The sequence below is a fragment of the Ralstonia sp. VS2407 genome, from assembly GCF_052950655.1.
Window position 1 is genome coordinate 26422 of sequence record NZ_JBRFVG010000021.1, and the last position, 14880, is coordinate 41301.

Genomic DNA, 14880 nt, shown 5'->3' on the forward strand with positions numbered 1-14880 from the left:
TGATCCACCGGCTCCGGGGTACTTTCATATGTTGCTCTCGCACGTTGTATGAAGAAAACAAAGTCAGTCGGATCCCGTGAATCTCTAACGCTGTGAGAAAAGGCTCACCAAATACGCACGGACGTCACGGATCGCCGCATCTCGGGCCTGGGCGTTAGCCCCAACATGGGGGTCCAGTTGCACGCACGCATCCTGGAAGCTGAATTCTGATTGCGTGGCGACGTTGATCAATGTCCCCTTTGCGTCTTCTGCAATCTGGCAGGCTCGGACGGTTTGCGAGCCCTTGGCAACGGTGGGTGCCATATCGAAGGGCAGATCGAATGCATGATGCGCATCGGGATACACCGTCATCACGACGTCTTTGCCCGCCTTGCGTAGCCGCTCGACGTATGCAGCGCATTGCTGGGGCGGATCGTAGTCATCGTCGGCGCCATGGAACTCTCGGATGGGAGCGTCTATGTCGGTGTCGTTTTGATACCGCGTCATGCAGTCCGGGTAAAACGGAATGTATGCTTGGAAGCGCGCGCCGCTCGTATTCCAGAGCCGGTGAAGCCGGCGCATCGCCGCGTATAGCGTGGTTTGCCCGCCGCGTGAAAATCCCATCAGCACAATCTTTCCCGGATCGATTCGCGGATGGTGAGCGAGCACGGATAGCGCCCCATACGCATCGATGATGAGATTTAATCGACCCAGTTGACTTTGGTCGCGACTTGTCGAAACGATGCCGCGCCCCGTGAAGCCGTCGATGGTGAACGTGGCGATGCCCATAGCGTTAAAAATACGCTCCCACATCTCGATGTTGGGGCCAATGCCGCTGGAACCGTGGATGAGCACCACTGCCGGTTGACGACCGCCCGCCTGGGCCAGGCGCAGCACACCCCCCACCGTTACCGGCTTTCCATCTTTGCTGCCGGTCAAGACCTGGGTGTCCGACAGCGTGAGGGACGGAATTGCATGCACTTCAACATGCGCCGCGATATCACCACTTTGCGCCTGTGATGCGGTGGCCCAGCAGCACAGGCCGAGTGCGAAAACAGTCAACCACCTCATTGGCTCACTCCTCTTAGGTGTCATCCTTCAGTTTTGAGCGTCCCGCGCGAAATCTGATCGCGCTCCAAAGACTCGAACAGCGCTTTGAAGTTGCCTTCTCCGAAACCTTCGTCGCCCTGGCGTTGAATGAACTCAAAAAAGACCGGCCCAAGCACCGTTTGGGAAAAGATCTGCAGCAGGAGACGCTGCTTTTCCCCGGATGTACTGCCATCCAGCAGGATGCCACGCGCCTTCAACTGCTCGATCGGTTGTCCATGATTCGGCAGGCGCGCCTCCAGTGCTTCGTAGTAATAGTCGTTCGGCGCGGTCATCAACGGCACGCCAGCCAACTGGAGCTGATCGATGGTGTCGAACAGATTGTCCGTCAGCAGCGCGATGTGCTGAATGCCCTCACCATTGAACTGGAGGAGGAATTCCTCGATCTGGCCGCTGCCTCGGGACGACTCCTCGTTCAGGGGGATGCGGATCTTCCCGTCGGGCGCCGTCATAGCCCGCGACGCCAGCCCCGTGTACTCGCCCTGGATGTCGAAGTATCGAAGCTCTCGGAAATTGAACAGCTTCTCGTAGAAGGCCGCCCAGAAAGCCATGCGCCCACGGTAGACGTTGTGCGTCAGATGGTCGATGCGCTTCAGCCCATATCCTCTGGGGTGGGTCTCTGCCCCTTCGATGAATTCGAAGTCGATGTCGTAGATGGACTTGCCCTCTTCAAACCGATCGATGAGATAGATCGGTGCACCGCCAATGCCCTTGATCGCGGGCAAGCGCAACTCCATGGGTCCCGTCGGAATGTCGATCGGTTGAGCACCGAGTTCAAGCGCGCGGTTGAACGCCTGGTGGGAATCCCCGACCCGGAACGCCATACCGCACGCGCTGGGCCCATGTTCGGCTGCAAAGTAGGCAGCAAGGCTTTTCGGCTCACGGTTGACGATGAAATTGATCTCCCCTTGTCTGTAAAGAAGAACGTCTTTCGAACGATGTCGCGCGACGAGGGTGAAGCCCAACGTCTCAAACAACGGCTCGAGGGTGTTTGGCGTCGGGGAGGCGAATTCCACAAACTCGAATCCCATCAAGTCCATCGGGTTGTTGAATAGATCTGCCATCAGCGTTCTCCACGAGTTTGCTGTTTCCTATTCACTCGACTGCGCCCACCAGCTCCGGCACGACAGCGTTCAGGTCGCCCACGAGGCCATAGTCCGCCACCTGGAAGATCGGCGCTTCCGGATCCTTGTTGATCGCCACGATCACCTTGGAATCCTTCATGCCGGCCAAGTGCTGGATCGCGCCCGAGATACCGACGGCGATGTACAGCTGGGGCGCGACGATCTTGCCGGTCTGGCCGACCTGGTAGTCGTTCGGCACGAAGCCGGCGTCCACGGCAGCCCGCGAGGCACCGAGTGCGGCGCCCAGCTTGTCGGCCAGCGGCGTCAGCACCTTGGTGTAGTTCTCGCCCGAGCCCACGCCACGGCCACCCGACACGATGATCTTCGCGGCGGTCAGTTCCGGGCGATCGCTCTTCGTCACTTCGCGCGAGACGAATTGCGAGATGCCGGCGTCTGCCACGGCGGTCAGGCTTTCGGTTGCAGCGGAGCCACCGGTTGCGGCAGCCGGGTCGAAGGCCGTGCCACGCACGGTGATCACCTTCACCTTGTCGGCCGATTGCACGGTGGCAATCGCGTTACCGGCGTAGATCGGGCGCTCGAACGTGTCCGGGCTGTCGACCTTGGTGATGTCGGACAGTTGGGCCACGTCGAGCTTGGCGGCCACGCGCGGCAGGATGTTTTTGCCGTAGGCGGTGGCGGGCGCCAGGATGTGGCTGTAGTTACCGGCGATGGCCAGGGCCTGCTCGGCGACGTTCTCGGCCAGGCCATCGGCAAACTGGGGCGCGTCGGCCACCAGCACCTTGGTCACGCCAGCGATCTGCGCTGCGGCCTGTGCAGCGGCGCCGCAGCCAGCGCCGGCCACCAGCACGTGGACGTCGCCGCCGCATTGGACGGCTGCAGCCACGGTGTTCAGCGTCGCGGCCTTGATGGATTGATTGTCGTGTTCAGCAATAACGAGTGCGGTCATCTTGATCTGCCTGTTCGGTGTGCTTGAAGTTGCGTGCAAGTAGCGTGACCGCTTACAGCACCTTGGCTTCCGTCTTGAGCTTGGACACCAGCGTGGCCACATCGGGCACCATCACGCCGGCGCTGCGCTTGGCGGGCTCAACCACCTTCAGCGTCTTCAGGCGCGGGGCAACGTCCACGCCCAGGTCTTCGGGCTTGACCGTGTCGAGCGGCTTTTTCTTCGCCTTCATGATGTTCGGCAGCGTCACGTAGCGCGGCTCGTTCAGGCGCAGGTCGGTGGTAACCACGGCCGGCAGCTTGACCGACAGGGTTTCCAGGCCGCCGTCCACTTCACGCGTGACCGAGGCCTTGCCGTCGGCAATCTGCACCTTCGAGGCAAACGTCGCTTGCGGCAGGCCGGCCAGCGCAGCCAGCATCTGGCCGGTCTGGTTTGCGTCGTCGTCAATCGCCTGCTTGCCGAGAATGATCAACTGCGGCTGCTCTTTGTCGACCAGCGCCTTGAGCAGCTTGGCGACGGCCAGCGGCTGCAGTTCTTCAGCGGTTTCGACCAAAATGCCGCGGTCTGCGCCGATGGCCATGGCGGTGCGCAGGGTTTCCTGGCACTGCGTCACGCCGCACGACACGGCGATCACTTCGGTAGCGACGCCAGCTTCTTTCAGGCGAACCGCCTCTTCCACGGCGATCTCGTCGAACGGGTTCATGCTCATCTTGACGTTGGCAAGATCGACACCGCTGCCGTCCGTCTTCACGCGAACCTTCACGTTGTAATCGATCACGCGCTTGACTGCGACCAGGAGTTTCATCGTGCTTTCCTTCTTGCTGTTTATAGAATCCGGCCGCTGTTCAGAATGGAATGGGGATCGAGCAATGTTTTGAGACTGCGCATCAGCGAGATTTCTTCCGGGGACCGGCTGTTGTGCAAGTACGCCTTTTTGATGACACCGATGCCATGTTCCGCGGAGATGGAGCCGCCCACGTCGCGAACTGCGGTGTAGACGATGTCCTCGACGCAATGCAGGCTCTCGTCACTCAGGTGGGGGCCAGAAAGGACATGGAGGTTGCCGTCGCCGATGTGTCCGAAGAACAGATGCCGCTGGCCAGGAAACCTTTGCATCAAAACCTCCCGCGTCGAGCTTACGAACTTCTCCATGGCAGCCATCGGGATTCCTATATCAAACGCAGCATGCGGTTTCATCTGCGCCAGCAACTCACCGACGGTTTCTCGGTACTCCCATAGCCGCTCCTGGTCGCCGAGCGACTGCGCAACGATGACGTCAGTCACTGTCTCCGCTTCCAACGTCTCGCCCAAAAAACTCTCGAGGCGCCGACGTTCTTCATCCTCGGTGGCGCCTAGTGTTTCGATCAGGACGTAAACGGGCGCTTCTGCTGCAAATGGTTGGCGAAGCGATGCAACGTCGATTGCCGCGGCCATGAAGTCGGCCCACATCACTTCGAACGCCGAAAGGCTTGGCAGCGCTGTACGCGCCTGCTTAAGGAGGGCCGCAGCGGACGAGAATGAAGGCATTGCGCACAACGCCGTGCAGGAACTCGTCGGTTTTGGTGACAGCTTGAGAACGAGCCGAGTAATGACACCCAGTGTCCCTTCACTGCCGATGAACAGATGCTTCAGGTCGATGCCGGTTGTGTTTTTCTCGACGCGATTGAGCATCGAGAGGAGTGTGCCGTTGGGCAAGGCGACTTCGATGCCCAGCACCATCGCACGCATGGTTCCGTAACGGATGACGCGGTTTCCACCAGCGTTCACGGCCGCGTTTCCGCCCAGCTGACAGGATCCCCGCGCGCCCAGGTCCAAGGGGAACGACCAACCGTGTTCTTCAACGCTCTTCTGCAGCGTTTCAAGAACCACACCGGCTTGTACAACGGCGATACCCCCAACCGCATCGATTTCTTCAATGCAGTTCAGCCGCGATAGCGAAAGGGCGATCTCGCCCGTGCGCGGCGTTCCACCGCCGGCAAGCCCGGTCAGCCCGCCTTGCACCACGACCGGTTGGGAGAAGCGCGAGCAAATGTCGAGCGCGGCAGCCACCTGTTGCGGCGTCTGCGGAAGCAGAACGAGCCCCGGTGATTGCTTTGGCGCTTCACTCCAGTCTCCGGCGTATGCAGACACGATGCCTTCGTCACGGACGATGCAACCCTCTCCGAGCGCATCGGCCAGGGCGGCATACAAGTCTTGTATGTGGTGCGTCATGATGCAGATTTCCAGTTGGGCTGGCCTTCAATTGCCTTTGGACGGCTAATCTCGGAGCGCGAATACGATCGCACCGGAAGCGGAGAGGCATGCGGCAATGATGTAGAGCGCCAGGTTCGTGTTGCCGGTGTGATCAACAATCCAGCCAACCATGTAAGGGCTCAGGAATCCGGCGAGGTTGGCCACTGAGTTGATCAATGCAATGCCAGCAGCGGCCGCCACGCCACCGAGCATGGACGTAGGGATGCGCCAGAACACGGGGGCAAGGCATTGCAAGCCCATGCACGCCAGCGTGAGCGCCACAATAGAAACGGCTCTGTGGTCGCTATACGCAGCGCTCAAGGCCAATCCCGTCGCCCCGACCATCGCCGCCACGAGGTAGTGCCAGCGATGCTCGTTTCGATGATCAGCGCTGTGTCCGACAACCAGCATGGCGACAATGCCGAAGGCGTACGGAATGGCAGACAGCAATCCGACTTCAGAGGGTGACTGCACGCCCATGCTCTTGATGATGGAGGGAAGCCAGAACCCGAATCCATACTGACCCATGGCTGCGCCGAAGTAGACCAGCGCAAGGATCCAGACAATGGGCTGCCGAAACGCGGCAGACAGTGAAACCGCCGTTTTTCGATGACCATCCGCCTGAATGTTGGAGGACAGCAGATGCTGTTCAGCAGGGGTCAGCCATTTGGCGGACCGGATGCCATCGTCAAGATAGAACAGCGCGGCGATGCCAATCAGCAGCGAGGGGACGCTCTCGATCAGGAAGAGCCATTGCCAGCCGGCCAATCCGCGAGTGCCATCGAACGCCGTCAGGATCCACCCCGACAGCACACCACCGCTGACCCCGGCGATCGGGATTGCCGTCATGAAGATGGCAATCACGCGACTCCTTCGATTGGCGGGGTACCAGTAGGTCAGATACAGGATGATGGCGGGGAAAAAGCCGGCTTCGGCTGCCCCGATCAGGAAGCGCACCACGTAGAAGGCTGTGGTGGAATGGACGAATGCCATGATGCCCGTGAGCAAGGCCCACGTGATCATGATCCGCGCGATCCAGCGCCGCGCTCCCACCCAATGCATGACGAGGTTGCTCGGGACCTCGAAGAGGAAGTAGGCGAGGAAGAATATGCCCGCACCGAAACCGTAAGCCTGCTCGCTCCATCCCAACTGGGAGACCATCTGAAGTTTGGCAAAGGCGACGTTGACGCGATCCAGAAACGCGATCACGAAGCAAAGGCAAAGAAATGGAACCAAGCGCCACGTGATCTTTCTGTATGCGCGTTCTTCGAAGTCGTCCGTCGTGGCTAGGGCCGCAATGGTGGGGGGCGCCATGGTGTCTCCTTGAGTGGAACCGCTCATTTTTTTCTTGAGCTGGCGCGAGCATGCGACACGGCATAGAACAAAACAATCGACGAATAATGGCCTATCATTAAGTTTCTCTTATTAATCGGCCGCGCATGTCTCACACGCGATTCACGCCAAGACAACTCCACGCCTTCTTGACCGTCGCAGATGTTCGCAGCTTTGCCAAAGCGGGCGAGCGGATGAATCTGTCGGCGTCGGCTATCAGCCAACTCGTGGCGGAACTGGAAGTAGCGGTGGGTTTCCGCCTGTTCGATCGGACGACACGCAGTGTGATGCTGTCCCCCGCAGGGCGCGAGTTTCTGGCGCCGGCCAGGAGCGTGCTGAAACACATTGAATTGGCCCAGTCATCAGCGGACGACATCCGCAATCGCGCGGCGGGCATCGTGCGCGTTGCTGCGCCTCTGGTGGTAGCCAGCACCATCTTGCCTGCAGCGATCAAGGCTTACGCGAAGGACCACCCCAAGGTGGTGATCCGGATCCGAGACGCGGCGGTGGACGATCTCATCAACATGGTGGTGAATGCTGACGTTGATCTAGCGATCGGGCCCGACCAGGGGGTATCGGAGGACGTCGCGAGCATCGCTCTGTTCCAAAGTCCTTGGGTTCTCTGGTGTTCGCGCAGCCATCCGCTCGCCAAGCGACGGGAAATTGCATGGGCTGACTTACGCCATCAGCCGCTGGTTGCGGCGGGTCGAGACTACGAGCGCAACGTATCCCTGATGCGAGCCGGCGCTGACGAGCATGAGCGCATTGCACCCATGGATATCGTGGACAACATCAGTACAGCGCTGGGGATGGCGGCCGAAGGATTGGCGCTCACGCTTGCGCCGGCTTATGTCGGTCTCCTGGCCCGCCCACTCGGTTTAGTCATGCGACACATCGTGAATCCGGAAGTGATGCGGCAAGTGTGTCTCTACCATTCCGCGAGCCGAACAGTCTCGCCCGCCGCCGAGGGGTTTCGTGACCACCTGACTGCTTGGCTCCAGGGCCAGGATGATTTGGGGGCATCGGCAAAGAAGGTCCGATGATTGCGCCGGAGCTGCCTTCTCAGTCGACGAAGACCAACGGCTCTTGATTTGAAACTATGATGCGATGAGCAGAGACCGGAAGGACGGCGGTGCTTGAAACGTTGAGGAGGTGACCAGGGCATGAAGATGCCGTTGATCGTCCGACACTGCGCCCAGTTAGCCTAAACGCGCGGTCTAGGGTTAGGCACTTTTGGAGGTGAGAGACTTGCGAGACCCGGTTTTGCGGGGTGTCGATCCCTTCCTGCTTTCGTGGTGCACCACATCGGCTTGTGGAGCGAATTCCCCCAATCGACCAGTCGAGTTCCGAACTACCAGTTGCGTAGCAAAAATCTTCCGCTTCGGGGGCGAGCCTGGTGGCGGTGGCGAATCCAGAATCTCAATCAGGAACTTGGCCGCGCAGACGCCCTTCTCTACAAGAGGCTGACGAATTGTGGTCAGGCCTTGGAGCTCGGCTTCAGGAATGTCATCAAAACCGACGATGGAGAGGTCTTCCGGAATGCGTAGCCCGAGTCCGCGGGCCGCCTTCATGCAAGCCAATGCCATGACGTCCGAGCTTGCAACGACTGCCGTCACATCCTGCTTGCGCAAAAGCATCTCTGCGGCTGCTTCACCACCAGGGGTATCAAAGCCGCCGACCTCAATAATCTGGAGATCGTCGAATTTAATGCCTGCCGCCTCCGCTGCCTCAATGTAACCCGCAAGCCTTTCTCTCGCGACCATCTCGGTGGACTGTTCAAAGCGCTTGCGACTAACTAGGCCGCGATGCCCATCAGGGCGCAATCGCTCTACGATCAGTCCAAGACGTCTATGCCCGAGCGAAAGCACATGTTCGACTTGCTTGCGCGCCGCAGCGCGATCATCGATACCAACATAATGCGTTCCGTCCACCAACGGAGAGTCAACTACAACTAAGGGAATCTTCTGGCGGAGAATTGACAGAACTGTCGGGTGGTCGTCCGGCAGTGTGGAAATAATAAGGCCGTCTACCAAACCACGTGTTGCCAAGGTAGCGCCGCTATTGCCGCTGGCGCCGCCGTCGACAAAGCGCTGATTGTTCATCGGGAACAAGGTCAACGCAACGTTCGACATCTCGTTGACGCTGCTGATCCCGCGCAGCAAAGACATCACCCATGGGTCGGCGCACGCATAAGAGAGTTGGTCCATCACGATCAACCCGATCGCTCCGACACGGCCGGACCGCAAACTGCTTGCCTGCACGTTCGGGCCCGGATATCCCAATTGCTCTGCCACGGCAAGGATGTGCTCGCGTACTGCTTGCGAGACCTTAGGCGAGCCATTGTAGGCATACGTCACTGCCGGCTGTGATACCCCTGCCGCCTTGGCGACGTCCTTCATCGAAACCATTCCTGCTCCTCTGCCTGGCCTTGGTGCCAGGTGATACATATAACACGTTCCTCACGCGCCAGTGTCCTCGCCAGCCCAATGAATGCACCAATCTGGCTCTAAGGGTAATCACTATCCTGACCTTTTTGGTTATTCGTATAACCTACGGGCATCGAGCAGTTCGCAAACACCAATCAACCTTGGGGTATTCGCCGTGACACGTGTTCTGTACCTATATGGTGGCTGGCCAGGCCACTTCCCTTACGAAATCGCAGCTTGGGCGCGGGACCTGTTCAAGGAACTTGAGTTTGAAGTGGACGAGTCCACCGACATCTTCACCCTTGATCGAGATCTGACCGGTTACGACCTGATTGTTATTGGCTGGAACAACGCAGTCACCACCGAAACCCTCACTGCCTCGCAAGAGAACAGGCTTCTGGAAGCCATCGAGGCTGGTACCGGTTTGGTCGGCTGGCATGGCGCCGGTGCTGCGTTTAGGGCCAGTCTCAAATATCACATGGTATTGGGCGGATCCTTCTTGGAGCATCCCGCTGGCGAGGGTTTCCCACACCCCTACATGGTCAACATGCTGGACCGCTCGCACCCGGTATCAGAAGGCGTCAACGATTTTGAAGTTCGGTCCGAGCAGTACTACATGCAGGTTGACCCAAACCTGCATGTGCTTGCCGAAACAACGTTCGACGGCAACCCGATGCCTTGGCTCAAAGGCAATAAAAGTCCGGTCGCTTGGGTGCGCAAGTGGGGCGAAGGTCGCGTGTTCTACCACTCCATTGGCCACGACACCGGCAACCTCGCGGATCCCAATATTCGTCGCCTTACCAAACAAGGTCTGGCTTGGGCCGCGCGCCGCGCCAGCTAATCACACCCTCATTTCTCAATTTCGTATCGCATAGGAGAACGCAGTGACGCGACTCACCGGCAGCCAGATCGTGGCTCAAACACTAAAAAACTACGGCGTCGAGTACGTAGCCGGGATCCCCGGTCATGGCATCTGGACGCTGACGGACGCTTTCCTTGAAGAGGAATCCAAGCTCAAGTTCATTCAGGTATTCCATGAGCAGAGTGCTGTCCACTTGGCCGACGGCTACTACCGCGTGTCTGGCAAGCCGATGGCCGCGGTTACGTCGATCGGTGCGGGTGCGAGCAACACCGTTATTGGCATGGCGACGGCGTTTACTGACTCGACCAGCGTCATGCTGATCACCGGCGGCCCTCCCACTCACATGCGTGGTCACGGCCTGCTGCAAGAGTTGGAGCGCTACACCGACAATGATTTCCCGAAAATCGCTGAAGCGGTTAGCAAGCGCCATTGGATCGCCACGCGCGTCGAAGAGATGCCGTTCATCATGCATCGCGCCTGGAGCTCAATGACGACGGGCCGGCCAGGGCCGGTCCACATCGAGATTCCGATGGATGTGCAAGCAGAAGCAGCTGAAGTCACGCTCCATCCTGTCGAAGAGCGCTTGCCGGTTGGCAAGGTTTTCCCCGACCCTCGTGCTGTCGCCGCGGCGGTTGCCGTCCTTAAGGAGTCGAGTCGCCCTGTCATGGTGATCGGCGGCGGAGTGATCACTGGGGAAGCGTGGAATGAAGTTCTCGCGCTTGCAGAGGCCTGGCAAATCCCGGTAGTGACGACGTGGAACGGCAAAAGCGGATTCCCGGAAGACCATCGCCTTTTTTCCGGTAGCGTGGGTCAGACAGGCACGATGTGCGGTAACGCAATGGCATCGAGCGCGGACGTGATCATCGCTGTTGGGTGTCGGTTCACGGACTGGTCATCCTCAAGCTATGCAAAGGGCGTGACCTTTTCTATTCCGCCGTCGAAGTTGATCCACATCGATATTGATCCACATGAAATCGGCAAGAACTACCCAGCGACCGTCGGTATCGTGGCCGACGCGAAGCACGCCCTGGCTCACATCCTCGCCGCCCTGAATGGCGAAACCGCAGATCGGCCTGAGTACATGGAGGATCTGGCCAAAAACCAGGCCCAGTGGGAGAGCAAGCTTGCTACCCGGCGTGATTCCGACCGTTTTCCGTTCACGTCACAGCGGCCGCTCGGCGCCCTTCGTAAAGTCTTTCCGCGCAACACCATTGTTGTCGTTGGGTCCGGGAATACGCAGGGGGCAGTGAAGCAGACGTTCCCGGTCTATGAGCCTAGAACTCACCTCACTTCAGGCGGCTTCTCTTCGATGGGATGGGCTGTGCCAGCAGCAATTGGCGCCAAGCTCGCAGCCCCTGAACAGCCGGTGGTGTGCATTCTCGGCGATGGCGATTTCCTCATGACCTCGCAAGAAATTGCCATTTGCAAGACCAACAACATACCGGTGGTCTTCCTCGTGCAGAACAACGCGGGCTACATGTCAATTCGTGGCGGTCAGCGTAAGCAAACGAGTCGACATATCGGGACCGAGTTCAACACACCGGATGGTCAGCCTTACTCGCCCGACTACAAGGCGCTGGGGGAGGCATTTGGGCTGAAGTCGTGGCGCGTTGAGCGACCGGAAGACTTGGAGCCGATCCTTCAGCAAGCGTTGGACTGCAATGAGCCGGTCTTGATCGAAGTGCCTACAGACCGCGACGCAGCTGGTCCTTGGGTACCCGGCTGGTGGGATTTCCCGATTCCGGAATACATCACCGATGAGCGCCAGGATGAGTACTGGCAAATCCGCAACTCCGAGCAACACCTGTAAACCACGGATGCACCGATGAGCGATGTAGCGATTTCGCTTCATCACAAGCAATCCGAACCAGCGACGCCGGAGTATCGGCGGTCGCTGGGGACGGTGACGCCTGATGAAAGCGGTTTGATCACCTGCGATGTGCTAGTGATTGGGTCCGGTATGGGCGGGGCAACGTTCGTCCACGGAATCCAGGACAAAGGCCTGGATATCGTTGTGGCTGAGCGGGGTGATTTCCTTCCTAAGGAAATACAGAACTGGAGCGTGGATGCGGTATTCGCCCAGGGCCGCTATCGCAATGCCGACACCTGGTTCGATGAGCAGGACCAGCCCTTCAAGCCTGGCGTTTTCTACTATGTGGGCGGCAATACCAAGTTTTACGGCGCTATGTTGCCTCGTTTTCGAGAGCAGGATTTCGAGGTCATTGAACACCCCGAAGGAGTCTCGCGCGCCTGGCCCATCAGTTACGCAGATCTCGAGCCGTACTACGCACGAGCTGAAGTGCTGTACCGCGTTCACGGAAATCGTGGCGAGGACCCTTGCGAGCCGTGGCGTTCTACTGATTATCCTTGGCCGGGCCTAAAGCATGATCCTGCGCTGCACGCCTTAGAAAGCAGCATGCGAGCAGCGGGTTTGAAGCCCTTTTCAATGCCCGCAGCCGTTGACTACGGGAAGGACCGGCCCTGCGTTCTTTGCTCAACCTGCGATGGGTTTCCATGTCTTGTAGACGCGAAAGGTGACGCCGAGGTCAATGCACTGCGCCCCGCGCTGAACCAGGGGAAAGTTCGCCTTCTTGTCGGAGCCCGCATTGACCAGCTAGTGACTGGTGACGATGGCCGCACCGTAGTTGAGGCTGTTGGGGAGCGAGACGGGAAGCCTGTGCGTATTCGTGCCAATCGGTTTGTTCTGGCATGTGGCGCGGTCAATAGCGCTACTTTGCTTCTGAAATCGGCAGATCAAAACCACCCGTCAGGGCTCGGTAACGGGTCGGGGCAGGTCGGCCGAAACTACATGGTGCACAACAGCACGTTCATGCTTGCCGTGGACCCGCGCCGACGGAATGACGTGCTCTTCCAAAAGACGCTGGCGATCAACGACTGGTACCTCCCATCGGACGAGCGCCAGTATCCGCTGGGCAATGTGCAAATGCTCGGGAAGATCCGGGAAGCCATGATTACTCCAATGCGACCATGGCTGCCGAAGGTCTTGTCGCGCTACATCACGAACCATAGCGTCGATCTATACCTGACCTCTGAAGATCTGCCCAGCGACCACAACCGGGTGGAGTACGACCATAGCAAGCAGGCCATCAAGATCTACTGGCGGCCAAATAACCTGAAAACGCATCGCCAGCTTGTGGCCCGTACCTCGTCGATGATGCGCAAAGCTGGTTACCCAATCATTGTGAGCGAGCGTATGGGAATCGCCACCAACTCGCATCAATGCGGGACCTTGGTGATGGGAATCGATCCAGCCACGAGTGTTCTCAACAGTGACTGCCGGATGCATGAGGTCGACAACGTGTGGGTCGTCGATAGCTCCAGCTTTCCATCATCTGCTGCGCTGAACCCGGCGTTGACGATTGCAGCCAATGCCTTGCGTGTCGCGGATCGCTTCCCTTAGGAAGGGATACCAGTGACGCGCCCATCCCCACCTTTTGCGGCTGTTCACGATTATGAAAACACGAGACAACTCACTGGTTACGCGCCGGATTCGTATGGCTCGCTTTGCGACGTTCTGCGGATTCATTCTGATCGGCGCAATGATGTACATCTGGTCTACGAGCGTCAGTGCGTTCCGATTGCATCTCGGTCTAACAGGACAACAAGGTGATCTCGACTTCGGTGTGATCGCGCTCGGGATTGGAGCCGGGGCGGCCGCCGGGTCTTTGCTAATTGGTCGTTTTATTGATCTTTACGGACCTAAACGGGTAGCGGGCGCGACCTTGGCGCTTTATGCGCTATCTATCATTCCTCTGGGCTTTGCATCCAAGGCAAGCTTTGCGTTGGTATTTGGTGTCTTACTCGGTTTTCTACGAGGAGCCACAGATACAGCGATCAACGCGCATGGTGTTCAGGTTGAGCGATTTTATCGACGTTCAATCATGTCGGCGTTCCACGCATTCTATTCACTTGGCGGGTTTTTGTTTGGAATGCTGGGAAGCTATCTTGCAGCGCAGTACACGCAAAGCGCCACTGTTCCATTTTTGATTTGCGGTTCGCTATTGCTAATTCTTGCGATTGTCATCTACCCGCTTCTGTTGGACAAGGACGAAACGCCGGCTGAAGATCAAGCCGTTGCAGTCGCTTTTGACAGCACCCCACATAAAAAAACCACCGGTCGAATCGTGTTCGTGATGGTGGGCTTCGGTGTCTTGCTGTTGGGCAGCATGGTCGGTGAGAACGCTGTAGCAGATTGGGGCCAAGAATATCTGAGCCGCGAATTGGGAACCACGACATCTCTGGCGGCTATGGCTATCAGCATATTCACCGGTGCACAGTGCTTTGGACGGTTGATCGGCGACCGGATCGCCGAGGCAATTGGAGCTGCGCGAGTCGTCTTCTTGTGCGGGGCGTTTGCGGTCCTTGGATTGGCACTTTCGGCCTTTGGTGAAAAAGCATCTTTCGCCATGCTCGGGTTTGCACTGTTCGGCTTGGGTCTTTCGTGCATTGCACCGCTGATGCTGTCGAGCGCGGGTCGTAAAGATCCGGAGAACGCCGGTAGAAATATCGGCATTGTCAACTGTATTGGCTATTCCGGGATGTTGGTCTCACCCGCAGCTCTATCTTTCATCGTAAGCACATTCGGAATTAGCCGGTTGCTCTATTTCCCGCTCGTCCTTCTTGGACTTCTAACAATTTTTGGACCTCAGCTGATGCGAGCGAGGGCGGACACGCATCAATGGGTGCCGGCATCTCCGCTTGAGGGGCAGAACGCCGACTGAGTGATTGAGAGTTTTATCAACACAAATCATTAAAAACCGTTTTTATACGGAGGAGCAGATGAAACGCAGTGAATGGAAGGCAGGCAAGCGCGGGGTTCTTACGGTGGCGGCGGCGGGTGCGATGGCGCTGATGCTGGTGTCGCAGGTGCAGGCGGCCGGGGCGGACTCGCTG

At 58.5% G+C, this 14880-nt stretch carries 12 protein-coding genes; 5 read left to right on the plus strand and 7 right to left on the minus strand.

Annotation, left to right across the window (positions count from 1 at the left end):
- Positions 1-84: 84 nt before the first annotated feature.
- Genes ACU8YE_RS22855 through ACU8YE_RS22880 form a run of 6 tightly spaced genes read right to left on the minus strand, consistent with a single transcriptional unit; the run spans position 85 to position 6660 of the window.
- Positions 85-1050: a dienelactone hydrolase family protein gene (locus ACU8YE_RS22855; RefSeq protein WP_446929677.1), complete on the minus strand. Its 966-nt coding sequence runs from the start codon at positions 1048-1050 to the stop codon at positions 85-87.
- A gap of 20 nt (positions 1051-1070) precedes the next feature.
- Entirely contained in the window at positions 1071-2150 is a 1080-nt protein-coding gene (gene hppD, locus ACU8YE_RS22860) for a 4-hydroxyphenylpyruvate dioxygenase (protein WP_446929678.1), read from the minus strand.
- A 31-nt stretch (positions 2151-2181) separates the two neighbouring features.
- Entirely contained in the window at positions 2182-3117 is a 936-nt protein-coding gene (locus ACU8YE_RS22865; protein ID WP_446929679.1) for an electron transfer flavoprotein subunit alpha/FixB family protein, read from the minus strand.
- Between the two features lie 52 nt (positions 3118-3169).
- Complete coding sequence (locus ACU8YE_RS22870) at positions 3170-3919, minus strand: electron transfer flavoprotein subunit beta/FixA family protein (RefSeq protein ID WP_446929680.1); 750 nt, start codon at positions 3917-3919, stop codon at positions 3170-3172.
- Between the two features lie 20 nt (positions 3920-3939).
- Entirely contained in the window at positions 3940-5325 is a 1386-nt protein-coding gene (locus tag ACU8YE_RS22875) for an FAD-binding oxidoreductase (protein ID WP_446929681.1), read from the minus strand.
- A gap of 45 nt (positions 5326-5370) precedes the next feature.
- The gene (locus ACU8YE_RS22880) at positions 5371-6660 is read right to left on the minus strand and encodes an MFS transporter (protein ID WP_446929682.1); all 1290 of its coding nucleotides are present in this window, start codon (positions 6658-6660) and stop codon (positions 5371-5373) included.
- A gap of 125 nt (positions 6661-6785) precedes the next feature.
- On the opposite strand from ACU8YE_RS22880, the gene ACU8YE_RS22885 reads away from it, so the two are divergent.
- Positions 6786-7721: a LysR family transcriptional regulator gene (locus ACU8YE_RS22885; protein ID WP_446929683.1), complete on the plus strand. Its 936-nt coding sequence runs from the start codon at positions 6786-6788 to the stop codon at positions 7719-7721.
- 180 nt (positions 7722-7901) lie between these two features.
- On the opposite strand, the gene ACU8YE_RS22890 is transcribed toward ACU8YE_RS22885, so the two are convergent.
- On the minus strand, positions 7902-9077 hold the full coding sequence (locus ACU8YE_RS22890; RefSeq protein WP_446929684.1) for a LacI family DNA-binding transcriptional regulator: 1176 nt from the start codon (positions 9075-9077) through the stop codon (positions 7902-7904).
- Positions 9078-9279: 202 nt separating this feature from the next.
- Here ACU8YE_RS22890 and ACU8YE_RS22895 point away from each other — a divergent pair, with 202 nt between their 5' ends.
- From ACU8YE_RS22895 to ACU8YE_RS22910, 4 genes are all read left to right on the plus strand, one after another.
- Positions 9280-9945, plus strand: a complete 666-nt coding sequence (locus ACU8YE_RS22895) for a ThuA domain-containing protein (RefSeq protein WP_446929685.1) — start codon at positions 9280-9282, stop codon at positions 9943-9945.
- Positions 9946-9988: 43 nt separating this feature from the next.
- Entirely contained in the window at positions 9989-11776 is a 1788-nt protein-coding gene (locus ACU8YE_RS22900) for a thiamine pyrophosphate-binding protein (protein ID WP_446929686.1), read from the plus strand.
- Between the two features lie 15 nt (positions 11777-11791).
- Positions 11792-13387: a GMC oxidoreductase gene (locus tag ACU8YE_RS22905; protein ID WP_446929687.1), complete on the plus strand. Its 1596-nt coding sequence runs from the start codon at positions 11792-11794 to the stop codon at positions 13385-13387.
- 94 nt (positions 13388-13481) lie between these two features.
- Positions 13482-14708 carry an MFS transporter gene (locus tag ACU8YE_RS22910; RefSeq protein WP_446929688.1) on the plus strand — a complete coding sequence of 409 codons (1227 nt, stop codon included), beginning with the start codon at positions 13482-13484 and terminating at the stop codon, positions 14706-14708.
- Positions 14709-14880 lie beyond the last annotated feature (172 nt).